Source organism: Rhodanobacter geophilus (assembly GCF_040812275.1).
In the GTDB taxonomy this organism is placed as follows: domain Bacteria; phylum Pseudomonadota; class Gammaproteobacteria; order Xanthomonadales; family Rhodanobacteraceae; genus Rhodanobacter_A; species Rhodanobacter_A geophilus.
In genome coordinates this window covers 303,271-325,594 of record NZ_JBFOHL010000001.1, presented here as the reverse complement: position 1 = coordinate 325,594, position 22,324 = coordinate 303,271, and the positions used below count along the sequence as shown (strand labels likewise).

Here is a 22,324-nt window from a genome sequence, read left to right as displayed (position 1 = left end):
CGTTTACTTAGGAAATGACATGTTCGCCTGCCGTGCCGAGTCGGGTATGGGCAAGTCGTCGATACCCTTCACATCGAGAGACAATGCTTTCCCGATACGCTGCAGGTCAGCGTCGTCGCTGTAGATGCGGGTGACATTGCGCGACAGCGCGATAGCCGCGATTTGCCAGTCGAACTTGAACTTGGTGCGCGTGATCTGCTTGCGCGTGGTGTCGTCCCAATGGTCGGCCAGCAACAGCGCGCATTCGGTGGCCGCTCGCTGGTCGAAGGGTTCGATGCTGAAGGAGCGGCTTGCCGAGAGTTTTGCCAGCAGTTCGTCGCGTGCCTTGCCTGCTCGCACCAGATACTCGGTCAGACTGGGCGTGGGGATGATGATCTTGGTTCTGGCGTACTGTTCCAGCAGGCCGTCCAGCTTGGCGCGGCGGTCACCTTTGATGCGGGGATTGAACAGGTCGATCAGGATGTTGGCATCGAAGGCGACCGGCATCAGTCGGCCCTCAACTCGTGCCATGCGGCCTGGGTGTCTTCCAGTTCATTCCAGCCGTTGTTCGCGATGGCCTGGATGTCCCGCACTTGCTGTTCCAGCGGTGTTTCATCCAACCGCTCGAAGCTCTGGATGTCGAACTCTTCCAGCGTCCAGCGGGCGTCGTCACCGCGCCGCCACTTGCCTTTGCCCGCTACACGCACATATGTGTCAAACAGGGGCGCAAGCTGGCGGGCAATGTCGCGACGGGCATTGCACTTGAGCAAGGCACCGTCATCGGCCTTCAGCCAGATGGGCACGCTGTCGTCCACGCCCTTCACGCCAACCACCACGCCATCCAGCGTCCCGCTTTCGTGCACGATCGCTTCCTGCGCGAGCGGCGTGCGAATGCCCGCAAATTGAGCCAGCGCAACCTTGCCACCCTTGCGCATCAATCGCGCACTGGCGCCGTCGCGGCGCAGGTAGCGGTTGATGTTCGTCCACTGTGCGGCCATGTCCGCAGGCATGTCGGTCGTACCGAGCAATTGCAGGCGCTTTTCGATGCGAGGCGCAGCTTTCTGGCTGGCAGCGAACTCCAGCACGGCACTGCCCTTGCGCACCTGGTGGAAGTACACGTCTTCCGTGGCGCCAAAGATACCGCGCAAAGCATCCACGTAGTCCACGAAACGGCTCAGACGCAGGGTTTCCGGCGTCAGGGCGTCAATGCGGAAATCATAGTTGGCGGTGGTCGGTTTCATGGTTTTCGCCGGAGGAACGATCCGGTTGCAGGCCGCGAGTCGAGCCCAGTGCCATTCAGGACGAGCGCCCGGCTGTGGCGGCTATCGGCCTCGCATTTGAATGCTGGCAAAGTGTAGCCTAACGCGCTGACTGAACACGAATCCCCCAGGAACATCTCATCAAAATAGAACCCCCGCGTGCATCTTTCGATGCAGTGGCGAGGGCCGTGTTGGCGTGGACTGTATGGGCCGGCTGTCGGCCGGGTCAACTGACAAATGATTCTGAATGAACGGTCAAGGAATCCTTGATCGTTCCTGCTGAAGCGAGGCCCGACTTGCAAGGATTCCTTACAAGTTGATCCGATGGAGAGCTGCATGAACAGCAACACCCTCGTCCAGAAGATCTGGAACTTCTGCCACACGCTGCGCGACGACGGCGTGGGCTATGGCGACTATCTGGAGCAGCTGACCTACCTGTTGTTCCTCAAGCTGGCGCACGAGTATTCATTGCCGCCACATAACCGCGACACCCACGTGCCGCGCAGTTGCGACTGGGCCAGCCTGCGCGACAAGACCGGTGAGCCGCTGGAGGCGCACTACCTCAAGCTGCTGCACAAGCTGGGCGAGGAGCCGGGCATGCTCGGCGCGATCTTCTTCAAGGCGCAGAACAAGATCCAGGACCCGGCCAAGCTGGCGCGGCTGGTGCAGATGATCGACGCGGAGAACTGGCTCAGCCTGGAAACCGACGTCAAGGGCGACCTCTACGAAGGCCTGCTGCAGAAGAACGCCGAGGACACCAAGAGCGGCGCCGGCCAGTACTTCACCCCGCGCCCGCTGATCCAGGCGATGGTGGAATGCATGCAGCCGGAGCCAAAGAAGACGGTGGCCGATCCGGCCTGCGGCACCGGCGGCTTTTTCCTCGGCGTGCATGAATGGCTGAACCAGCGCAAGTTGAACAAGGCCGAGGCACACTTCCTGCGGCATGACACCTTCCACGGCAACGAGATCGTGCCGGGCACGCGGCGCATGTGCCTGATGAACCTGTTCCTGCACAACATCGGCGCGCTCGACGGTGCGCCGATGGTGGAGCGCTCCGATGCGCTGATCTCCGAACCGATCAAGAGGTTCGACTACGTGCTGGCCAACCCGCCCTTCGGCAAGAAGAGCAGCATGACCATCACCAATGAGGACGGTGACGAAGACCGCGACGCGCTGACCTACGAGCGCCAGGACTTCTGGCAGACCACCTCGAACAAGCAGCTCAACTTCCTGCAGCACATCGTCTCGATGCTCAAGACCACCGGCCAGGCCGCCGTGGTGCTGCCGGACAACGTGCTGTTCGAGGGCGGTGCCGGCGAGAAGATCCGCAGGAAGCTTCTGGAAACCTGCGACGTGCACACCTTGCTGCGCCTGCCCACCGGCATCTTCTACGCGCAGGGCGTGAAGGCCAACGTGGTGTTTTTCGACGCCAGGCCCAAGGACGGCAAGGTGTACACCAAGGGCGTGTGGATCTACGACCTGCGCACCAACAAGCACTTCACCCTGAAGACCCGCCCGCTCAAGCGCGACGACCTGCAGGACTTCATCGACTGCTACCACCCGGCCAACCGGCAGAAGCGCAAAGAGACGGAGCGGTTCAAGTATTTCGACTACAAGACACTCATTACCCGCGACAAGGCCAGCCTCGACATCTTCTGGCTCAAGGACGAAAGCCTCGACAACCTCGACGACCTGCCCGCACCGGACGTGCTGGCGCAGGAGATCATCGAACACCTGGAAACGGCACTGGCGCACTTCCGCGAGGTGGCGGGTTCCCTGCCCGGATCTTCGGGGCAGGCTGTCTAGTGGCGACGGATGGTTGCGCATGGCGCCCGTGATCGAAAAGCCGCTTGCCGCACGGGTACAGGTGATCGCCCATCGCGGCGCCAGCGCGTGGCTGCCGGAGCACACCTTGGCGGCGTATGCGCGGGCGATCGCCGACGGCGCGGATTTCATCGAGCCGGACCTGGTGATGACGCGCGACGGCGTGCTGGTGGCGCGGCACGAGAACGAGATTTCCGGCACCACCGACGTGGCCATGCATGCCGAGTTCGCCGCGCGGCGCACGGTGAAGCACATCGATGGCGTCGAGGTGGCGGGCTGGTTCGTCGAGGACTTCACGCTGGCGGAGTTGAAGGTGCTGCGCGCGCGCGAACGGCTGCCCGGGCTGCGCGGCGTGCGCCACGACGGCCTGTATCCCATCGCCACGCTGGACGAGATCGTCGCGCTGGCCGCGTGCGAGTCGGCGGCGCGCGGCCGCGTGGTGGGCCTGATTCCGGAGATCAAGCACGGCACGTATTTCCGCGACATCGGCCTGCCGATGGAGGATGCGTTGCTGGATGCGCTGGCGACGGATGCGTACATGCGCGCGGCGCCGGTGGAGATCCAGTCGTTCGAGAGGGGCAACCTGCGATACCTCGATGGCGAGCGCCGGCGGCGCGGCATGGCGAACGTGCGCCTGCTGCAGCTGATCGGCGAGCCACACGAGCAGCCGTATGACGTGGCCGCCGCGGGCGGCACGCTGAATTACGCGGAGATGACGACGCCGCGGAACTTGCGCGGCATCGCCGGCTACGCGGATGCGATCGGCCCGCCCGCGCGCATGGTGGTGCCGCTCGCGCCGGACGGTGGGCTGGCCGCGCCTGGCACGCTGGTGCGCGATGCGCACGCGGCCGGGCTGGAAGTGCATGCCTATACCTTCCGCCCCGAGAACGCCTTCCTGCCGCCGGCGTTGCGCGCGGGCGACGATGCACGGCGCAACGAGGCCGGCAGCCTCGCGGAGATCCGCGCCTGCCTCGCCGCGGGCATGGATGCGTTCTTCACCGATGATCCCGCCGTCGGCCGCAAGGCGGTGGACGAGGCATGACCACCGGCGACTGAAACCGTACCGTCATCCCGCGCCTTTACGGTGCGGGGATGATGCTCGCCCGTTCGCATGCCGCTGGATCAATGGCCGCAGCCTGCATGGCCGGGCAGGCGGCATGAGCCGCTCGCGGCGGGATTTCCTGCGTGCCGCCGGCAGCCTGCTCGGCGCGGGCCTGCTGGCCGATGTGTTGCCATCGCCGGGCGTGGCGACCGACGCGATGCCGGGCATGCAGATGCGCACCGCCGCGGCGCGGCTGGCGGCGCCGAAACAGCCGCTGCTGAATCCGGCCAGGCTGGCGCCCTTCGTCGATCCGTTGCCGCGGCCCGCGCGAGCGCGTCCCGTCGGGCGCCGCGAGCATCCGGCCTGGCCCGGGCGCCTGCTGCCGTGCTATCGCATGGAGATGCGCGCGTTCGCGGCGCGCCTGCACCGCGACCTGCCGCCCACGCCGCAGTGGGGCTACGCGGGCAGCTCGCCGGGGCCCACGATCGAGGTGGAGCGCGACGAGGCGGTGCTGGTGGAGTGGGCGAACGCGCTGCCGGCGCGACACTTCCTGCCGATCGACCACACGATCCACGGCGCCGAGCGCGACAAGCCCGAGGTGCGCGCGGTGACGCACGTGCACGGCGCGCGCGTGCCGGCGGACAGCGACGGCTGGCCCGAGGACTGGTACGTCCCCGGCCGTTCCGCGCTCGGCCGCTATCCGAACGCGCAGGACGCGGCGACGCTGTGGTACCACGACCACGCGATGGGCATTACCCGGCTCAACATCTACGCCGGCCTGTACGGCGCGTGGCTGGTGCGCGATGCGCAGGAGCGTGCGCTGGGCCTGCCCACGGACGAATGCGACCTGCCGCTGTTCCTGTGCGACCGCCTGATCGGCCGCGACGGCCAACTGTATTACCCGGTGTCCGACGATCCCGCGGCGCCCTGGGTGATGCAGTGCCAGGGCAATGCCGTGCTGTGCAACGGCAAGCTGTTTCCGTATCTCGACGTGGAGCCGCGCCGTTACCGCCTGCGCCTGCTCAACGTGGCGAACAGCAGCTTCTTCGAGCTGGCGCTGACGCACGGACTGGTGTTCCGGCAGGTCGGCAGCGACCAGGGGCTGCTGCCGGCGCCGGTGGAGCATAGTCGCATCACGCTGTATCCCGCCGAGCGTGCCGACGTGGTGGTCGATTTCGCCGGCCTGGCGCGGCAGCGGGTGCAGCTGCAGCTGCAGCTGCATGGCGGCGGCATCCTGGAATTCCGCGTGGGCGAGCGCGGCCGCCACGATGATTCGGCGCTGCCGGCACGGCTGCGGCCGGTGCCGCGCCTCGATGTCGCCGCGGCGCGCGATCGCGTGCTGACCCTGGGCGAGGTGGACGATGCCGGCGGCAACGCGCTGCGCATGCTGCTCGACGGCAAGCGCTGGTCCGACCCGGTCTCCGAACGGCCGCATGCGGGTGCGGTGGAGACCTGGAGTTTCGTCAACCTCAGCGGCGACGCGCATCCGGTCCACCTGCACCTGGTGCGCTTCCAGGTGCTCGAACGGCGGCCGTTCGACCTGTTCGCATGGAATGCGCGGCGCGAGCTGAAGTACACCGGCCCGGCGCAGCCGCCGCCACCGCACGAGGCGGGCTGGAAGGACACCGTGCGCGCCGATCCGGGCATGGTCACCCGCATCGCGGTGCGCTTCGAGGGCGAGCCCGGGCGCTACGTGTGGCACTGCCACCTGCTCGAACACGAGGACAACGAGATGATGCGGCCGTACGAGTTGCTGCCTGCCTGAGAACCTGTCGCGGCACTGTCATCGTGGCCGCCACCGCTGTCTTGCGTGTGCCAACGGATGGTCACTTCAGCGGCCCACACTCCACGCAGGTTCGCGCCGCGCCACGCTGCGCGCGCGGGCCGGCATCAGGGGGGTCATCGATCAGGGAGTATCCGCATGTTCACGATCTTCGGTCGTACCCGATGGAAAACACTGGCCGTGGGGGCGTTCGTCAGCGGCTTCGCCGGCCTGGCCGGCGCGCAGACCGCCGGCACGCAGTCGCAGGACGCGCCGTTCCGCTCCACCGTGCACAACACCAGTCACAGTCCGGCGCAGGGCCTGCCCGGCGGCATCATCACCCTGCATCGCCCCGACGACGGCGACGATCGCAGCAACAGCACGTACACGCCGATCAAGCACGTCATCCTGCTGATCGGCGAGAACCGCACCTTCGACCACGTGTTCGCCACCTACACGCCGCCGCGCGGGCAGCAGGTGCGCAACCTGCTGTCCGAAGGCATCGTCAACGCCGACGGCACGCCGGGCCCGCAGGTGGCGAAGGCGCAGCAGTGGCAGGCGCAGAGCACCGGCAAGTTCGCGCTGGCGCCGCAGCACACCGCGCCGTATGCCACGCTGCCGGCGATGAACACCGGCGGTGCGCCCACCCAGGCGCTGTTCGCCTCGGCCCAGCAGGCACAGGCCTTCGAGCCGGGCCTGCCGGACGATGCCTACGGCGAACTCGCCGCCGGTGGCACCGGCCTGCCTAGCGACGTGGTCGACACGCGCTTTCCCGCGCAGTTGCCGAATGCGCCGGTCGACATGCACGCCTCGCTGAGCTACGACGCCTACGCCAACAGCCCCGTGCACCGCTTCTTCCAGATGTGGCAGCAGCTCGACTGCAGTGCCGCGGCGGCGACGAAGGACAACCCCAGCGGCTGCCGCAACGACCTGTTCCCCTGGGTGGAGACCACCATCGGCGCGGGCAACAACGGCCAGCCGCAGCCGGCGAACTTCACCGACGAGACCACCGGCGAGGGTTCCACGGCGATGCAGTTCCTCAACGTCGCCCGCGGCGACGCGCCGTACTTCGCCGAGCTGGCGAAAACCTACACGCTGAGCGACAACTTCCACCAGTCGGTGATGGGCGGCACCGGCGCCAACCACATCATGCTCGGCTATGGCGACCTCATCTGGTACGCCGACGCCCAGGGCCGGCCGACGGTGCCGCCGGCGAACCAGATCGAGAACCCCGACGCGCAGCCGGGCACCAACAACTGGTACGTGCAGGACGGCTACGGCGGCGGCTCCTACGTCAATTGCGCCGACGACAGCCAGCCGGGCGTGGCGCAGATCAAGAACTACCTGCACGCGCTGCACTACCCGAGCTTCCGCGGCGGCGACTGCAAGGCCGGCGCCTACTACCTGGTCAACAACTACAACCCGGGCTACCTCGGCGACGGCACGCCCGCGCCGCTGGGCGCCAGCCAGTTCACCATCCCGCCGACCCGGCAGGACAACCTGGCCCTGCTGCTGAACCGCCACCACGTGAGCTGGAAGTACTACGGCGAGGGCTGGGACGGCGGCAAGGAGGACGGCGAGGGCGGCAGCTACTGCAACATCTGCAACCCGTTCCTGTACTCCGAGCAGGTGATGACCAACCCGAAGCTGCGCGCGCGCAACCAGGACATCAACGACCTCTACAACGACATCGGCAACGGCACCCTGCCGGCGGTCTCCATCGCCAAGCCCGACGGCCTGCTGGACGGCCATCCCGCCTCGTCCAAGCTCGACCTGTTCGAGGGCTACGTGCAGAAGATCGTGGAGATGGTCAAGGCCAACCCGACGCTGTGGAACGACACCGCGATCATGGTGACCTTCGACGAAGGCGGCGGCTACTACGACTCCGGCTACGTGCAGCCGATCGACTTCTTCGGCGACGGCACGCGCATCCCGCTGCTGGTGATCTCGAAGTACTCCGAGGGCGGCCACGTGGTGCACACCTACTACGATCACGTCTCCTTCGACAAATTCGTCGAGGCGAACTGGGGGCTGCACGAGCGCATCTCGGCGCGCAGCCGCGACAACCTGCCGAATCCGGTCAGCGCCACCGGCAATCCCTATGTTCCGCTCAACGCGCCGGCGATCGGCAACCTGATGGACATGTTCGATTTCCGCCTGGCGCATGAGCCGGGCCACGGACACGACGACGAGGCGCTGCAGGATTGAGCGCAGGCAACAGGCCCGCGGGCGAACCGGCATGCCGGACGCCCGCGGGCCGCACGATGGAGGAGCAAGCATGACTGCATCGGTCCGCGGGACGGTGCGCCGGATGCAGGTGGCGGTCCGGCGCTTCGGCCTGCCCGTGCTGCTGTCCGGCGTGGCATGTGTCGCCGTCACCCGGGCCGATCCCGCCGACTTCCAGGCGATGCCCGGCCTGTGGCGGGTCGTGTTGCGCGTGGTCAGCAACGGCCATGCCGGGCCAGCCAGGGTGGAATGGCACTGCGTGAACGAAGGAGACGATCCCTGGGCACGCTTCGCCGCGTTGCCCATGCCCGCGCCGCAGTGCCGGCGCAGCGACCAGCATCGCAGCAGCACGGCGCTGGACTGGACGCTCAGCTGCGCCGGCATGCCGGTGCCCAGCGGGCGCGGCCGGGTGGAGTTCGACACGCCCGAGCACTACACCGCCAGCATCAGCCTGCAAGGGCGCGGCGAGGTGCTGCAGGTGGAAGGCGTGCGCCGCGCCGCCTGCACCGGGCCCAGCGACTGAGGCGGCGGGCGCCGGATCAGCGCTTGCCGATCTCGAAGTCGCGGCGGGCGACGGACTTGCCGTTCAGCGAGATTTCCACGCTGTACTTGCCCGCCGGCCAGCGGCTGGGGTTCTGCACCTTGAACGTGGTGACGGCGGGGCCGTTGGCGGCGACGGTCTGGCGCAGCTCGTTGACCAGCACGCCCTGGCCTTCCAGGTAGCGCCAGCGCGCGCCCAGCGTGGCGCCGGCGGTGCGGCCGATGGTGGCGACGCTGGCGTAGATCACCGGCGTGTCGGCGGCGAAGCGGGTGGCCGGCGCGGTCACGGTATAGCCGGCGTCGATCGCACTGCCCACGGTGAGGGTGGCGACACGGAAGCTGTCATCGCTCGCGCTGGAGGGTTTGGCCGTGCCAGTGGCCGGTGCCGTGGCGGCGTTGGCCGGTGCGGCATGGGCCGGCTTGCCCGTGTGTGCCGCTGCGGGCGCCGCACCGGATGCGGTGGCGATCGGATTGACCGGCGCGTTGTCGTGCCGGTGGCAGGCGCACAGCAGCAGGCCGGCGCAGCACAGGACGAATGGATGGGCGAGGCGGTGCATGGCGGTATCCCGTGGTCGCAGTGCCGCGCGGACGCGATGCTTGGGCGATTCGAGTCGGACCGAGGCTAGTACGCGCGGTCTGAAGCTCCGATTACCGCAAGAGCTTGTCCGGCGTCTTCCCGTGGTCCGCGCCGGCGGCTATTGCCGCGCACCGCGGCGGTTGTCGGGGATGTGGTCCGGCGCGGGCGGCACGCTGCTGCGGAACGGGTTGATGTCCAGCCCGCCGCGGCGGGTGTAGCGCGCGTACACGCTCAGCCGTTCGGGCGCGCAGCGCGCCGTGATGTCCATGAAGATGCGCTCCACGCACTGCTCGTGGAATTCGCTGTGGGTGCGGAACGAGACGAGGTAGCGCAGCAGGCCCTCGCGGTCGATCGGCGCGCCGCGATAGGCGACCTGCACGCTGCCCCAGTCGGGCTGGCCGGTGACCGGGCAGTTGGAGCGCAGCAGGTCGGAGACCAGGGTTTCCTCGACCACCGCGGCGCTGGCGTCGGCGTGCAGGTAGTCGGCCTTGGGCGGCCCGTAGTCGGCCATGGCGACGGGCAGGGCGTCGATGGATTCGCCGGCGAGGTCGGCGAAGGGATGCGCCGCGGCGCGCGCCGGATGCAGGATCACCTCCACCACGGCGCCGGCCGCGGCGCCGAGATCCCGCTGCAGCAGGGTGCGCAGCGCCGCCGCGTCCGCCAGCGGTTCCTGCGCGAAGCCGTTCAAGTACAGCTTGAACGACTTCGACTCGATGATGTTCGGCGTGGTCGCCGGCACGTGGAACTCGGCCAGCGCCACCTGCGGCTTGCCGTGCAGGTCCAGCCAGGACAGCTCGTAGGCGTTCCAGATGTCCGTGCCGTGGAACGGCAGCGGCATGCCCACGCCCAGTTCGGCGCGCTTGGCGGCGCGGGGGATGGGGAACAGCAGCCCGGGATCGTAGCGGTCGGCGTAGACGGTGGCCTTGCCGAGGGGGGAGTGGTCGGGCGTGCTCATGCGTCCATTCTAGCGGGGCGGCCCGACCAGTACTTCTGGCCTATCCGCCTGCGCGGCCCGGTTCCTATAGTGGACGGGCCCGTCCCCCGCCCGAAGGCATCCGATGAAGAACCCGATTTCGGCCCGCCGCAGCGCGGTTGCCCTGTTCGCGCTGGCCGCCGCCCTGAGTGCGCCGGCCTTTGCCCAGGACACCGGTTCCGGCTTCGACCCGCAGGCGCTGTTCGCGCCGCTCTCCCTGCCGCATCCGGCCAACGCGTTCCGCGACAGCGCCGGCAAGCCCGGTCCCGCGTTCTGGCAGAACCGCGCCGACTACGACATCAAGGCGCGCATCGACCCGGCCACGCACAGCCTGGCCGGCGAGGAAACCATCACCTACACCAACCACAGTCCCGACGCGCTCGACGCGCTGTGGCTGCAGCTCGACCAGAACATCTACAAGCCCGATTCGCGCGGCGCGCTCACTTCGCCGTGGCCGAAGGAACCTGGACAGGGCACCGACGGCTACCAGCTCGACGCGGTGGAAGTGGACGGCAAGCCGGTGCACTACCTGGTGGACGACACGCGCCTGCGCGTGGACCTGCCCGCGGCGCTGAAGGCGAAGGGCGGGCAGTTGAGGCTGCACGTCCGCTACCACTACACCGTGCCCGGCACGTGGGGCGGGCGCACCGCGGTGACGCCGAGCAAGAACGGCGACATCTACGAGATCGCGCAGTGGTTCCCGCGCATGGCGGTGTACGACGACGTGCACGGCTGGGACACGCTGCCCTACGTGGGCCAGGAGTTCTACCTCGAATACGGCAACATCGACTACGCGGTGACGGTGCCGTGGAACTGGATCGTGGAAGGCTCCGGCCAGCTCATGAACCCCGACCAGGTGCTCACCGCCACCGAGCGCGAGCGCCTTGCGCAAGCGGCGAAGAGCGACCGCACCGTGTACATCCGCAAACCGGAGGAAGTGAACGATCCTTCCTCCCGCCCCACCCGCAGCGGCACGCTGACCTGGCGCTTCCACATGGAGCACACCCGCGACGTGGCCTTCGCCGCCTCGCCCGCCTTCGTGTGGGACGCCGCGCGGATCAACCTGCCCGGCGGCAAGCACGCGATGGCGATGTCGATCTATCCGGTCGAGGGCGTGGGCGCGGACAAGTGGAACCGCTCCACCGAATACATCAAGGGCGCGGTCGAGCACTTCTCGGCGAAGTGGTACCCGTACCCGTGGCCGAACGCGATCAACCTCGGCGGCCACGGCGCCGGCATGGAATACCCCGGCATCGTGTTCGACGGCTACCAGGACCACGGCAAGCCGCTGTTCTGGATCAGCGCGCACGAGATCGGCCACACCTGGTTCCCGATGGTGGTCGGCTCCAACGAGCGCCGCCACGCGTTCATGGACGAGGGCTTCAACACCTTCATCGACGTCTACGCGTCGGACGCCTTCAACCACGGCGAATACGGTCCCAAGCGCGACGGCGAATACGCGCCGCACGGCGGCAACCCGGTGGACGAGATCCTGCCGCTGCTGGCCGACCCTGAGGCACCCACGCTGATGGCGCATGCCGATGAGATCAGCGAGAAGTACCGCCACTCGGTCACCTACTTCAAGGGCGCGCTGGGCCTGGTGCTGCTGCGCGAGCAGATCCTCGGCCCCGACCGCTTCGACCCCGCGTTCCGCGCCTACATCCGCACCTGGGCGTACCACCATCCCACGCCTTCGGACTTCTTCCGCTTCATGGACAGCGCCGCGGGCGAGGACCTGTCGTGGTGGTGGCGTGGCTGGTACTTCCACAACTGGCAGCTGGACATGGGCGTCAGCGGCGCCAGCTACGTGGACAGCGACCCGGCCAAGGGTGTCACGGTGAACCTGGTCAGCAGGCAGAAGCTGGTGATGCCCGCCACGTTGCGGGTGGATTTCAGCGACGGCACGCATCGCGACATCCGCCTGCCGGTGGAAACCTGGCGCTTCAGCGCCACGCCGAAGGTGACGCTGGGCACCGGCAAGCGCATCGCGAAGCTGGAACTCGATCCCGACCACAAGCTGCCCGACGCGGATCGCTCCAACAACAGCTACACGATGCACTGACGCCTCGAAGCCCCTCTCCCGCTGGCGGGAGAGGGGTTGGGGAGAGGGCACCCTCTCCCGGAGGGCGAAGGATTCACCCTGCAGCGTCCGGCGTGGACCGCCTCAGCCGTTGATGTGCGTCATGCTCGCCGCCGCATAGCGCGCGCCGGCCACCGCGTCCGGCGGAAACACCGCATCGATGGCGACGAGATCGTCGGCCGACAACGCCACGTCCAGCGCGCCCAGGTTCTCGTCCAGCCGCGAGCGCTGCTTGGTGCCGGGAATCGCCAGCACGTCCTTGCCCTGCGCCAGCACCCAGGCCAGCGCCAGCTGCGCGGGCGAGCAGCCCTTGTCGGCGGCGAGCGTCTTCACCTTGTCCACCAGGGCCAGGTTGCGCGCGAAGTTCGCGCCCTGGAAACGCGGGCTGGAACGGCGGTAGTCGTCGGCCTCGAAGTCGTCGGGCGAACGGATCGCGCCGGTGAGGAAGCCGCGCCCCAGCGGCGAATAGGCGACGAAGGCGATGCCCAGCCGGCGGCAGGCGTCGAGCACGCCGTTGTCCTCGGGGTCGCGCGTCCACAGCGAGTATTCGCTCTGCAGCGCGGCGATGGGATGCACCTTGCCGGCGCGTTCCAGCGTGGCGGCGGAGGCCTCGGACAGGCCGAGGTGGCGCACCTTGCCGGCCTGCACCAGCTCGGCCATCGCGCCCACGGTTTCCTCGATCGGCACGGTCGGGTCCACGCGGTGCTGGTAGTACAGGTCGATGGTCTCGATGCCGAGCCGCTTCAGGCTGCCTTCGCAGGCGGCGCGCACGTATTCGGGGCGGCCATTGACGCCACGCGCCTGCGGGTTGGCCGGGTCGCGCACGATGCCGAACTTGGTGGCGACGAAGGCCTCGTCGCGGCGCCCCTTGATCGCCTTGCCCACCAGCTCCTCGTTGACGTGCGGGCCGTACATGTCGGCGGTGTCGAGCAGGGTCACGCCGCGGTCCAGCGCGTGGCGGATGGTGGCGATGGATTCGGCGTCGTCGCGGTGGCCGTAGAAATCGCTCATGCCCATGCAGCCGAGGCCGAGGGCGGAGACGTGCGGGCCGTTGTTGCCGAGTGTGCGGGTTTGCATGACGGTGCTCCGTGGGAAAAGGTCGGGGAGTGAGGCCGGCGCCATCCTGCGCCATGGCCGTTGTGGGATAAATACCCAATAATCGCCAAGACCATTCCGTTTTGGACAACAATCCATGGATCGCCTGGACATGATGCGGTTGTACGCGCGGATCGTCGAGCTGGGCAGTTTCACCGCCGCCGCCAACGATCTCGATCTGCCGCGCGCCACCGTCACCCACGCCATCAAGAAGCTCGAGGCGCGGCTGGGCGCGCAGCTGCTGCAGCGGACCACGCGCTGCCAGCGCGTCACCCGCGACGGCCAGGCGTATTACGCGCATTGCGTACGCCTGCTCGCCGACCTCGACGAGGTGGAGGCGGATTTCCGCGACGCCGCGCTGAAGCCGCAGGGCCGCCTGCGCATCGACCTGCCGGCCACGCTGGCGCGGCAACTGGTGATCCCCGCGCTGCCGGAGTTCTGTGCGCGCTTCCCGCAGATCGAACTGGATATCGGCACCAGCGACCGTTTCGTGGACCTGCTGCGCGAAGGCGTGGATTGCGTGCTGCGCGTGGGCGAGCTGCCGGACTCGGGCCTGGTCGGGCGGCGCGTGGCCACGCTGGCCCAGGCCACGGTGGCCAGCGCCGCCTACCTGCGTCGCCACGGCAAGCCCGCCACGCTGGCCGATCTGCAGCAGGGGCATTTCGCGGTGAACTGGGCCTCGCCCACCACGCGCCGGGCGGAGCCTTCGCTGGAATTCGTCGTCAACCGTCGCCGTCGCGCGGTGAGCCTGCCCGCGCGCATCACGGTCAGCGGCGTGGACGCCTACCTCGCCTGCTGCGAGGCGGGCCTGGGCATCGCGCAATTCCCGCGTTACCGCATCGTCGACGCGCTGGCCAAGGGCACGTTGCGCGAGGTTCTTCCGGCCCTGCCGCCGCCCACGCTGCCGATGCATGTGCTGTACGCGCCGCAGCGGCAGATGCCGGCGCGGCTGCGCGTGTTCGTGGACTGGCTGGTGGAATTGATGGGGCGGCAGGCTTGAGGCGCACCGGAGCGCACCCCGTGCGCGAATGCGCCAGGCTTCGATCGGCGCGCATCCGCGCACGGGGCGTGCTCCGGCGGGCGTGTCACGACGTGCGCGGCATGACCGGGCGCGGTGCGCTGGTGCCCATCGTCTCGCTGCTGAGCGGTGCGCCGGCGGCGAGCAGGGCGGCGCGCTGTTCGGCCAGCGGCAGGCGCAGCGTGCAGTCCTCGTAGCGGGCCAGCTTCCGCAGGGCCGGCTGCGACAGCACCAGGGCCACCAGCGCGGCGGTACGCGGCCAGCGCGCCGCGTCGATCTCGTGGCGCACGAAGGCGGCGGTGCGGAAATAGCTGGCGATGCTGAGGTCGGCGATCGACAGCGCGCCGAAGATGAAGCCGTCTTCCGGCAACTGGGTTTCCAGGTAGTCGGTCGCGGCGGGGATCTCCACCTCCAGCGCCTGCGCCACGACCGCCTCGTCGGGCGCCTCGCCGAACACGCGGCGGCGGATCGAGCGCTGGTAGAACAGCCGCCAGATCAGCCCGTCTGCCAGCCGCGTGTCGGCGTATTCCTCCAGCCAGCGCGCGCGGGCGCGGTCGGCGATGTCGCGCGGGTAGAGCGATGGCATGGGGTGCCTGTCTTCCAGGTACTGGCAGATCACCGAGGAGTCGTTCAGCACCAGCCCGTCGTCGAGCAGCACCGGCACGCGCCGCAGCGGGCTCAGTCGCGCGAAGTCCGCGTTGCCCACGAACGGCAGCATCGGGTCGATCTCGTAGTCCAGCTCCTTCAGCTCAAGGCAGGCCAGCACCTTGCGCACGTAGGGCGAGAGGTAGCTGCCGATCACTTTGCGTTGCGCAGGCATGTGGCAGGTCCCGTGACAACCATGCTGGGAAAAATCCTACACGAATGCAGCGAATCGCCCTCTTCGTCAGCGGGGAGGGCAGCCCTAGCATCCCCGCCGATTCCGCCGCGCATCGCCCGGCGCAATCCCGCCAGGCCACAGGGACCGATTCGACCAGTCGCGGCTTCCGGGGCGTGTCCGGCTTCGGGCGGGCCGCTTCGCCTCGGCGACCACCCAACCCACAAGGAAACCGTCCGTGAAGATCAGGCCGCTCGTGTTCATGTCGTCCCTGGGGCTGCTCGCGGCCCATGCGCCGCTGGCGCTCGGTGCCGGTGCCCCGAAGGACGAGGCCGCCGTCGTGGGCACGCCCGCGCCAGGCAGCAGGTTCGCCAGGATCCAGGTCGGCATGTATTCCAAGGAGGTCACGGACCTGATCGGGCAGCCCACCGACCAGAAGACCTACGTGACCGGCAAGGCCTGGATCCCCTTCCATTTCGGCAGCGACAATTCCCGCACGGAGTTCCACTACTAAGGGCGAGGGCGTGCTGACCTTTGCCAATGGCGGCGTGGGCAACGTGGGCTCGATGAAACTCATCAGGATCACGGTCAACACCGCCGAGTCCGGCTACATCCACTGACCCGGTGACAAACCCGCGCTGCCGCCCGGCCCGTGCCGGGCGGCAGCGCCATTCCCCTTGCGGCAGGGCGGGTATCAGCCTGCGGCGGGCAGCGCCGGCACCGCGGTAGGCGTGCCGTTGGAATCCAGCGCGATCATCACGAAGCGGCCGGTGGTGCAGACGCGGCGGTCGCCGCTGAGCGGATCCTCGGCGGTCATCTCCACCTCCACCTGCATCGAGCTGCGGCCGGTGCCCACGATGCGGGCCACCAGTTCCACCAGCTGGCCCTCGCGCACCGGCACGCGGAAGTTCACCTCTTCCGAGCGCGCGGTGACCACGATGCGTCGCGCGTGGCGCGAGGCCACGATGAAAGCCGCCTTGTCCATCCACGCCAGCGCCTGGCCGCCGAACAGCGTGCCGAGATGGTTGGTGTGGTCGGGAAAGACCATTTCCAGCAGACGGGCTTCGGGCAGGGCGGTGGTCATCGGCGGGTCCGGGGCAAGGGAAGTCCGCCATTCTCCCGCAGGAATCCTCGCGGCCGGGCGATCGGCGATGCCGATGTTGCGCCGCCAGATGACAGATTGTCGCAGCCATGGGCTAACTGGCACCCGGCCGTTCCGCCGTGGGACGGCAGCGGAGGTCGGGCGTCACCGTCATGGCTCGCATATACGCCGACAACGTCGTGTTCCTGCTGCGCCCGGGCGAGGCGGCGCGGCGACGTGTCGAGCGCATGCCGGACCCGCGGGCCCTGCCGGCCGGTGAGACCGTCGCGGCATGCCGGCGCACGGCCACGGGCGCGAATGCCCCGCTGGGCTACAGCCACACCGTGGCGCCGCGGCCGGCCGTCAACGGCGAGATCCGGCAGCAAGCCGGAGCCGGCTCCCGTCGCGCCCCGCTGCGCTGGGTGCTGCTGCTGGCCGTGGCTTGCGTGCTGCCGGTGGCCGTGGGCACCTGGCGGGCCGTGGCCCGCCAGGCCACGCTGCAGCATGTCGCCACCGCCACCGGCGAGCAGCGCATGCTGCCGCTGCCGGACGGCGGCACGGCATTGCTGGACACGGAGACCGCGGTCAGCATGAGCGCCGGGGAGCGGCACGAACTGGGGCTGGAACGTGGCCGCGCGCAGTTCGACCTGGCATCCGCGGTGTCGCAAGCATTCACCGTGCATGCCGGCGATGGCGTCATCGGCGCGGCGGGTGGCCGCTTCCAGGTCAGCCGGCTGGGCGGCGAGGTTCGCGTGGTCGCGCTGGCCGGCACGGTGTCGGTGAGCCTGCCGGCCAGCAGCGAGCAGGTGACGTTGCGGCCCGGCGAGCAGGTCGATTATGGCTACGGTCGCCTCGGCGGGGTGCAACCGGCGGACCTGGCTGCTGCACGCGGCTGGCCTCGCGGCGAGCTGGTGTTCCACCATCGCAGCCTCGCCGAGCTGGTGGCGGCGATGAACCGCTATTCGGACATCCGCTTGAGCTTCGGCGACGATGCCTTGCGCAACCTGCCGATCAACGGTGTCTTCGATGCGGGCGATCCGGCCGCGCTGGCGCAGGCGCTGCAACGCAGCCGCCTGCTGCGGGCCGTCCAGGTATCGCCGTACGAGATCGTGCTGCAGCGCGCGGCACGCTGAGCCGCTCCGCCCCTGGCCTTGCATCTTCGTGCCCAGTGCGGGCCGTTGCCGCCTCAACCTTTGGCAGGGGTGCCCGCGCCGGCAAGGCGCTAGCATCGGGCGTTGATGCGTTCGCGCGGCGGGCGCCGGTTTCGTTCCCACGAGGGGTGGCAAGATGAGTTCGACGATAGTCAAGACGCGCCTGGCCGGCGCGCTGGCAGTGGGCCTGCTGGTGTGCACCACCGGCGCGATGGCGCAGGGACGCACGCTCACCGCGCAGGATTACGCGCAAGCGGAACGCTTCATGTCCTACAACACCGCGCCGCTGGTCGATCACGACGTGCAGCGGGTGAAGTGGCTGGACGACACCCGCTTCTGGTACGTCGACCACGACGCCAGCGGCGACCACGTGATGGTGATGGACACCGCCACCGGCAACGCCGCGCCGGCGTTCGACCAGACCAGGCTGGCCGCCGCACTGTCCAAGGCGACCGGCAAGCCGGTGCCGGCGGACAAGGTGCCGGCGCGCGGTTTCGATTTCAGCGTGCAGAAGGACGGCCGCTACGACATCGACCTGATGGGCAAGCACTACCTGTGCGACCTCAAGGGCGCGGGCGAGTGCACGGCCAGGTCCGCGGTGAAGACCGGCCATGAGCCGGGCATCGTTTCGCCCGACAAGACCAAGGAAGCCTTCATCCGCGACTGGAACCTGTGGGTGCGCGACCTCGCCACCGGCAAGGAGACCCAGCTCACCACCGACGGCGTGAAGGATTTCGGCTACGCCACCGACAACGCCGGCTGGATCCATACCGATCGCGCTGTGGTGAACTGGTCGCCCGACTCGAAGAAGATCGCCACCTACCAGCAGGACCAGCGCGGCGTGGGCGAGATGTACACCGTGAAGACCCAGGTGGGCCATCCGGTGCTGGACGCCTGGAAGTACCCGCTGCCGGGCGACGACAAGGTGTTCATGATCGAGCCGGTGGTGATCGACGTGGCCAGCCGCAAGGTGGTGCGCCTGAAGATCGAGCCGCAGCAGCGCCTGTCCAGCCTGTGCGACGACATCAGCTGCAACAGCGACGGCCACTGGAGCGACCTGAAGTGGGCGCCGGACAGCCGCACGCTGGCGATGGTCAACAGCTCGCGCGACCGCAAGCACGAGTGGTACCGCGTGGCCGACGCCGACACGGGTGCCGTGCGCACCGCCTTCGAGGAAAGCGTCAAGGATTACTACGAAAGCGGCCACGGCGAGGTGAACTGGCAATACCTGCCCAAGGCGCATGAGGCCATCTGGCCGTCCGAACGCAACGACTGGAACAACCTGTATCTGTACGACCTCAAGACCGGCAAGGTGAAGCATGCCGTCACCAGCGGCGAGGGCAACGTGGCCGAAGTGCTGCATGTCGATCGCCAGTCGCGCGCACTGTGGTTCGTCGGCGTGGGCAAGGTGCCGGGCGTGGACCCGTACTACCGGCAGTTCTGGAAGGTGGGCCTGGACGGCGGCAAGCCGGTACTGCTCACGCCGGAGAACGCCGACCACACCATCAGCATGTCGCCCGACGGCAAGACCTTCGTGGACAGCTGGTCCACGCCGACCACGCCGCCGGTCACCGTGCTGCGTTCGGCCGATGACGGCCACGTCATCGCCACCGTGGCGAAGGCCGACATCAGCCGCCTGAAGGCCGCCGGCTGGGTGCCGCCGATCCCGTTCACGGTGAAGGCGCGCGACGGCAAGACGGATCTGTACGGTGTGATGTTCAAGCCCACCAACTTCGATCCGAACAGGAAGTACCCGGTCATCGACTACGTCTATCCGGGCCCGCAGACCGGCTCGGTGCGCGGCCGCAGCTTCAATCCCTCGCGCGGCGACAACCAGGCGATGGCCGAGCTGGGCTTCATCGTGGTCGCGCTCGACGGCATGGGCACGCCGTGGCGTTCCACCACGTTCCACCACACCTGGTACGGCAACATGGGCGACAACACGCTGCCCGACCAGGTCAAGGGCATCCAGGAACTGGCGCAGCGCTATCCGTGGATCGACGTGAATCGCGTCGGCATCTGGGGCCACTCCGGCGGCGGCAACACCACGGCCGACGCGATGCTCCGCTACCCCGACTTCTTCAAGGTCGGCTGGGCCGAGAGCGGCAACCACGACAACCGCAACTACGAGAACGACTGGGGCGAGAAGTACCAGGGCCTGCTGGTGACGAACAAGGACGGCACCACCAACTACGACAACCAGGCCAACGAGGACATGGCGAAGAACCTCAAGGGCCACCTGATGCTGGTGCACGGCACGATCGACGACAACGTGCCGGTGGGCGAGACCTATCTGGTGGCGCAGGCGCTGATCAAGGCCAACAAGGACTTCGACATGCTGATCATCCCCAACGTGCACCACGGCTACGCGGCTTCCACGCCGTACGCCACGCGCCGGCGCTGGGACTACTTCGTGCAATACCTCGCCGGCGACACGCCGCCGAAGGAGTACGAGCTGAAGAAGTGGCCGTGGTTCTGAAAGCGGCCGGTTGGGTGGCGTCAACAAAAAGGCCGGGGCGCGAGCCCCGGCCTTTTTGCATTTCGCGGCATGCGGATGCGATCGGCTCAGTCTTGCCAGGCGGTCATCGGGGCTTGCTGTCCTTGGCCAGCGTTTCGTCGATCAGCCGATCCATGTCGCCATCCGCTTTGCGGGTGACGGCCTGTTCCTGCTTGTCCAGGATCGCCTGCTGCTTTTCGAGGGCCGCCTGCTGCGCATCCAGATCGCGCTGATGCTGTCGTGCGTGCGCCTGTATTTCGGCCTGCCTGGCATCAATGGCGAGACGTTGGGCCTGGATGGCTTGCTGTTGCGCCTCGGCTTCCTGGCGAGCGCTGTCTGCGGCGGCCTTCTGCGCGTCGGTGCCACGGGCCTGTGCATCGGCTTCAAGAGATGCCCGCGCGGCGGCGAGGCTGGCTTGCGAGCGCGCCAACTCCGCCTGGGCGCGAGCCAGTGCTGCCGAGTGTCTTGCAATGTCGGCGTCCTGCATGGCAGCCGCGCGTTGCTTCGCGGCGAGTCCCATTTGCTGCTGCGAAAGCGTTGCGAGTGGCAACCAGATCTGCTTCGCGCGTTCGATGGCGGCCATGTCGCGGATGACATAGGTCTTGTCACCGCGGCGGAGCCATAGCAGCGGGCCACCGGTCTTGGGCAGATGCTTGATGGCCGCGGCATCGGCCTCGGTGCCGCGAATCGTGAGATGGCTGCCGTCGAACAACGCGAAGCCATGCTGCATGCGGGACTCGATGTCGATGTTCACGCTGCTGGCGTGAAAGCCGAAGTTGGGTGCGGGTGGCGGCAGTGGGGGTGCCGGCGGGGGCGGGGGCGGCAGCGGTGCCGTCGCTGCATCGGGCTCAGGTGGCGCGGGAGGGGCCGGTGGCGGCGGCGGTGGTGGAGGCGGCAGCGCGATGGAACTGGCCGACGCGGGCGTGGCGACAGTGGTGGCGTGGTCGCCTGCCACCACGCGATACGGCAGCACGCCGATCAGCGCGACGAGCGCGACGAGCAGCCAGCCGCACACGCGCGGCATGGCCGCGGGGGTCTGTTGCAGCATGGTCAGCCGCCTCTTCAGGTTGTGGAAGCTGGGGGACGCGCCAGCCAGGCCGGCGTGCAGCGGGTGCACCACGCCCAGTTGCAGCAGCAGGCGGCCGTAATCCTGCGGTGCGGCGCGTTGCAGTTCGATGGCCTGCGCATCGCAGGCGGCTTCGCGGTTGAGCGCGTATTCGCGCATCGCCCAGCGCAGCAGCGGATGGAAGCAGAACAGCCGCGCAGCCAGTGCGGGAATCCAGCCCAGCAGCAGGTCGCCCCGCTTCACGTGCGCCAGTTCGTGGGCCAGCGCCAGCGCGGCTTCCTCGCTCCCCAGCGTGGCGTGTGCCGGCCACAGCACCACCGGGCGCCAGCCGCCACTGACCTGGGGCGAGGAGATGCGGGGCGAGACCCGCACGACGGGCGTGCGACGCAGGCCGAGCATGCGTGCCTGCCGTGCGCAGCGCTTCGACAGCTCGGCATCCGTCGCCGCCCGCGCGGCGTGGCGCAGGCGGTGCGCACGGATGTACTCGCGGATCAATGCGGGCAGCTGGGCCAGCAGCAGGATCAGCCATGCGGCGACCAGGGACGTGCGCCAGTGCGTGGCCAATCCGCCTGGCACGGTGTCGCCGGAAACCGTGACAGCCGGTGCCGGCGCCGCGTCCGCATGGCTGGCGTTCGCGACGATGAGGGAGGCGGGAGCCATGTCGGCAGCGGACCCGTAACGTTGCGCCGTGGCGGCAGCGGGAATCGCCACGGCGGACGCCGGCGCCAGCAAGGGCAGGCGGATCGGCGCCTGCCAGCACAGCCCCAGCAGCGCCTGCAGACCCACCAGCCACCACAACGCGCAGCGCGCGGCGGCAGGCAGGCGCGGCAGGATGCGGATGAGCAGGGCCACCGCGCCCACCAGCAGGGCGGCCTGCAGCGAGGTCCAGGCGAGGCGTTCGAGCAGCAGGGCAGACAGGTGGTCGAGCGTGGCCATGTCATTTCTCCTTGCGCGCGCTGCCGAGCTGCTTCACCAGCGCCCGCAGCTCGACCAGCTCGTCGTCGCTGACCTCGCCACGTTCGGCCATCCATGCCACGAACGGCGAGACCGAGCCGCTCAGCGTCTTTTCGACGAACTGGCCCACCGCGCTGCGCATCGCCTCGCCGGGGCCGGTGGCGGTGCTGTAGCGGTAGACGCCGCCCGCCTGGCGGCGCCTGAGGTAACCCTTGCCGCGCAGGCGTTCCATCATCGTCAGCACGGTGGAGCGGGCGAGGCCCTGCGTTTCGCCGAAGCCGGCGGCCACCTCGCCCACCGAGGCGGGCTCGTGTTCGGCGAGGTAACGCAGCAGGGCGAGTTCCTGGTCGCCGATGGAGGGTCTGGGCATGCGGGCGCGCCTG

The 22,324-nt window shown here is 68.7% G+C and carries 19 protein-coding genes; 10 read left to right on the top strand and 9 right to left on the bottom strand.

Annotation, left to right across the window (positions count from 1 at the left end):
• Window positions 1-3 precede the first annotated feature (3 nt).
• Window positions 4-486, bottom strand: a complete 483-nt coding sequence (locus ABQJ56_RS01440; protein ID WP_367843207.1) for a type II toxin-antitoxin system VapC family toxin — start codon at window positions 484-486, stop codon at window positions 4-6.
• The gene (locus ABQJ56_RS01435; protein WP_367843206.1) at window positions 486-1,220 is read right to left on the bottom strand and encodes a hypothetical protein; all 735 of its coding nucleotides are present in this window, start codon (window positions 1,218-1,220) and stop codon (window positions 486-488) included. The genes ABQJ56_RS01440 and ABQJ56_RS01435 overlap by 1 nt, the downstream gene beginning before the upstream one ends.
• A 354-nt stretch (window positions 1,221-1,574) precedes the next feature.
• Between ABQJ56_RS01435 and ABQJ56_RS01430 the strand changes: the two genes are divergently transcribed.
• From ABQJ56_RS01430 to ABQJ56_RS01410, 5 genes are all read left to right on the top strand, one after another.
• The gene (locus tag ABQJ56_RS01430; protein WP_367843205.1) at window positions 1,575-3,044 is read left to right on the top strand and encodes a class I SAM-dependent DNA methyltransferase; all 1,470 of its coding nucleotides are present in this window, start codon (window positions 1,575-1,577) and stop codon (window positions 3,042-3,044) included.
• Window positions 3,045-3,063: 19 nt separating this feature from the next.
• The gene (locus ABQJ56_RS01425; RefSeq protein WP_367843204.1) at window positions 3,064-4,104 is read left to right on the top strand and encodes a glycerophosphodiester phosphodiesterase; all 1,041 of its coding nucleotides are present in this window, start codon (window positions 3,064-3,066) and stop codon (window positions 4,102-4,104) included.
• A 115-nt stretch (window positions 4,105-4,219) separates the two neighbouring features.
• Window positions 4,220-5,869 carry a multicopper oxidase family protein gene (locus ABQJ56_RS01420; protein ID WP_367843203.1) on the top strand — a complete coding sequence of 550 codons (1,650 nt, stop codon included), beginning with the start codon at window positions 4,220-4,222 and terminating at the stop codon, window positions 5,867-5,869.
• 156 nt (window positions 5,870-6,025) lie between these two features.
• Window positions 6,026-8,074, top strand: coding sequence for an alkaline phosphatase family protein (locus ABQJ56_RS01415; RefSeq protein ID WP_367843202.1), 2,049 nt, complete (start codon window positions 6,026-6,028; stop codon window positions 8,072-8,074).
• 70 nt (window positions 8,075-8,144) lie between these two features.
• Window positions 8,145-8,615, top strand: coding sequence for a DUF3617 domain-containing protein (locus tag ABQJ56_RS01410; protein ID WP_367843201.1), 471 nt, complete (start codon window positions 8,145-8,147; stop codon window positions 8,613-8,615).
• A 16-nt stretch (window positions 8,616-8,631) separates the two neighbouring features.
• On the opposite strand, the gene ABQJ56_RS01405 is transcribed toward ABQJ56_RS01410, so the two are convergent.
• Both ABQJ56_RS01405 and queF read right to left on the bottom strand, forming a co-directional pair.
• Entirely contained in the window at window positions 8,632-9,189 is a 558-nt protein-coding gene (locus tag ABQJ56_RS01405) for a hypothetical protein (RefSeq protein ID WP_367843200.1), read from the bottom strand.
• Window positions 9,190-9,327: 138 nt separating this feature from the next.
• Window positions 9,328-10,164 (bottom strand): NADPH-dependent 7-cyano-7-deazaguanine reductase QueF, encoded by an 837-nt coding sequence (gene queF, locus ABQJ56_RS01400; RefSeq protein WP_367843199.1) that lies wholly within the window; start codon window positions 10,162-10,164, stop codon window positions 9,328-9,330.
• Window positions 10,165-10,267: 103 nt separating this feature from the next.
• Here queF and ABQJ56_RS01395 point away from each other — a divergent pair, with 103 nt between their 5' ends.
• A complete protein-coding gene (locus ABQJ56_RS01395) occupies window positions 10,268-12,244 on the top strand; it encodes a M1 family metallopeptidase (protein ID WP_367843198.1) in 1,977 nt (658 codons plus the stop codon).
• Between the two features lie 102 nt (window positions 12,245-12,346).
• On the opposite strand, the gene ABQJ56_RS01390 is transcribed toward ABQJ56_RS01395, so the two are convergent.
• On the bottom strand, window positions 12,347-13,339 hold the full coding sequence (locus ABQJ56_RS01390) for an aldo/keto reductase (protein ID WP_367843197.1): 993 nt from the start codon (window positions 13,337-13,339) through the stop codon (window positions 12,347-12,349).
• A gap of 115 nt (window positions 13,340-13,454) precedes the next feature.
• Between ABQJ56_RS01390 and ABQJ56_RS01385 the strand changes: the two genes are divergently transcribed.
• Entirely contained in the window at window positions 13,455-14,357 is a 903-nt protein-coding gene (locus tag ABQJ56_RS01385; protein WP_367843196.1) for a LysR family transcriptional regulator, read from the top strand.
• An 85-nt stretch (window positions 14,358-14,442) separates the two neighbouring features.
• Here ABQJ56_RS01385 and ABQJ56_RS01380 read toward each other — a convergent pair whose 3' ends face one another.
• Window positions 14,443-15,195, bottom strand: a complete 753-nt coding sequence (locus ABQJ56_RS01380) for a glutathione S-transferase family protein (protein WP_367843195.1) — start codon at window positions 15,193-15,195, stop codon at window positions 14,443-14,445.
• Between the two features lie 235 nt (window positions 15,196-15,430).
• Here ABQJ56_RS01380 and ABQJ56_RS01375 point away from each other — a divergent pair, with 235 nt between their 5' ends.
• A complete protein-coding gene (locus ABQJ56_RS01375) occupies window positions 15,431-15,706 on the top strand; it encodes a hypothetical protein (protein WP_367843194.1) in 276 nt (91 codons plus the stop codon).
• 180 nt (window positions 15,707-15,886) lie between these two features.
• Here ABQJ56_RS01375 and ABQJ56_RS01370 read toward each other — a convergent pair whose 3' ends face one another.
• Window positions 15,887-16,276 carry an acyl-CoA thioesterase gene (locus ABQJ56_RS01370; protein ID WP_367843193.1) on the bottom strand — a complete coding sequence of 130 codons (390 nt, stop codon included), beginning with the start codon at window positions 16,274-16,276 and terminating at the stop codon, window positions 15,887-15,889.
• A 170-nt stretch (window positions 16,277-16,446) separates the two neighbouring features.
• On the opposite strand from ABQJ56_RS01370, the gene ABQJ56_RS01365 reads away from it, so the two are divergent.
• Together ABQJ56_RS01365 and ABQJ56_RS01360 are read left to right on the top strand one after the other, a co-directional pair.
• A complete protein-coding gene (locus tag ABQJ56_RS01365; protein WP_367843192.1) occupies window positions 16,447-17,406 on the top strand; it encodes a FecR family protein in 960 nt (319 codons plus the stop codon).
• A 154-nt stretch (window positions 17,407-17,560) separates the two neighbouring features.
• Window positions 17,561-19,903: a S9 family peptidase gene (locus ABQJ56_RS01360; RefSeq protein WP_367843191.1), complete on the top strand. Its 2,343-nt coding sequence runs from the start codon at window positions 17,561-17,563 to the stop codon at window positions 19,901-19,903.
• 103 nt (window positions 19,904-20,006) lie between these two features.
• On the opposite strand, the gene ABQJ56_RS01355 is transcribed toward ABQJ56_RS01360, so the two are convergent.
• Together ABQJ56_RS01355 and ABQJ56_RS01350 are read right to left on the bottom strand one after the other, a co-directional pair.
• On the bottom strand, window positions 20,007-21,923 hold the full coding sequence (locus ABQJ56_RS01355; RefSeq protein WP_367843190.1) for a M56 family metallopeptidase: 1,917 nt from the start codon (window positions 21,921-21,923) through the stop codon (window positions 20,007-20,009).
• Window position 21,924: 1 nt separating this feature from the next.
• Entirely contained in the window at window positions 21,925-22,311 is a 387-nt protein-coding gene (locus ABQJ56_RS01350) for a BlaI/MecI/CopY family transcriptional regulator (protein WP_367843189.1), read from the bottom strand.
• Window positions 22,312-22,324 lie beyond the last annotated feature (13 nt).

Bases quoted from the DNA above. Each gene is read 5' to 3' on its own strand.
- ABQJ56_RS01380 (WP_367843195.1), bottom strand. From the start codon at position 15,195: ATGCCTGCGCAACGCAAAGTGATCGGCAGCTACCTCTCGCCCTACGTG.
- ABQJ56_RS01410 (WP_367843201.1), top strand. From the start codon at position 8,145: ATGACTGCATCGGTCCGCGGGACGGTGCGCCGGATGCAGGTGGCGGTC.
- ABQJ56_RS01440 (WP_367843207.1), bottom strand. From the start codon at position 486: ATGCCGGTCGCCTTCGATGCCAACATCCTGATCGACCTGTTCAATCCC.
- ABQJ56_RS01430 (WP_367843205.1), top strand. From the start codon at position 1,575: ATGAACAGCAACACCCTCGTCCAGAAGATCTGGAACTTCTGCCACACG.
- ABQJ56_RS01420 (WP_367843203.1), top strand. From the start codon at position 4,220: ATGAGCCGCTCGCGGCGGGATTTCCTGCGTGCCGCCGGCAGCCTGCTC.
- ABQJ56_RS01360 (WP_367843191.1), top strand. From the start codon at position 17,561: ATGAGTTCGACGATAGTCAAGACGCGCCTGGCCGGCGCGCTGGCAGTG.
- ABQJ56_RS01385 (WP_367843196.1), top strand. From the start codon at position 13,455: ATGGATCGCCTGGACATGATGCGGTTGTACGCGCGGATCGTCGAGCTG.
- ABQJ56_RS01365 (WP_367843192.1), top strand. From the start codon at position 16,447: ATGGCTCGCATATACGCCGACAACGTCGTGTTCCTGCTGCGCCCGGGC.
- ABQJ56_RS01435 (WP_367843206.1), bottom strand. From the start codon at position 1,220: ATGAAACCGACCACCGCCAACTATGATTTCCGCATTGACGCCCTGACG.
- ABQJ56_RS01405 (WP_367843200.1), bottom strand. From the start codon at position 9,189: ATGCACCGCCTCGCCCATCCATTCGTCCTGTGCTGCGCCGGCCTGCTG.
- ABQJ56_RS01355 (WP_367843190.1), bottom strand. From the start codon at position 21,923: ATGGCCACGCTCGACCACCTGTCTGCCCTGCTGCTCGAACGCCTCGCC.
- ABQJ56_RS01390 (WP_367843197.1), bottom strand. From the start codon at position 13,339: ATGCAAACCCGCACACTCGGCAACAACGGCCCGCACGTCTCCGCCCTC.
- ABQJ56_RS01425 (WP_367843204.1), top strand. From the start codon at position 3,064: ATGGCGCCCGTGATCGAAAAGCCGCTTGCCGCACGGGTACAGGTGATC.
- ABQJ56_RS01395 (WP_367843198.1), top strand. From the start codon at position 10,268: ATGAAGAACCCGATTTCGGCCCGCCGCAGCGCGGTTGCCCTGTTCGCG.
- ABQJ56_RS01350 (WP_367843189.1), bottom strand. From the start codon at position 22,311: ATGCCCAGACCCTCCATCGGCGACCAGGAACTCGCCCTGCTGCGTTAC.
- ABQJ56_RS01415 (WP_367843202.1), top strand. From the start codon at position 6,026: ATGTTCACGATCTTCGGTCGTACCCGATGGAAAACACTGGCCGTGGGG.
- queF (WP_367843199.1), bottom strand. From the start codon at position 10,164: ATGAGCACGCCCGACCACTCCCCCCTCGGCAAGGCCACCGTCTACGCC.
- ABQJ56_RS01370 (WP_367843193.1), bottom strand. From the start codon at position 16,276: ATGACCACCGCCCTGCCCGAAGCCCGTCTGCTGGAAATGGTCTTTCCC.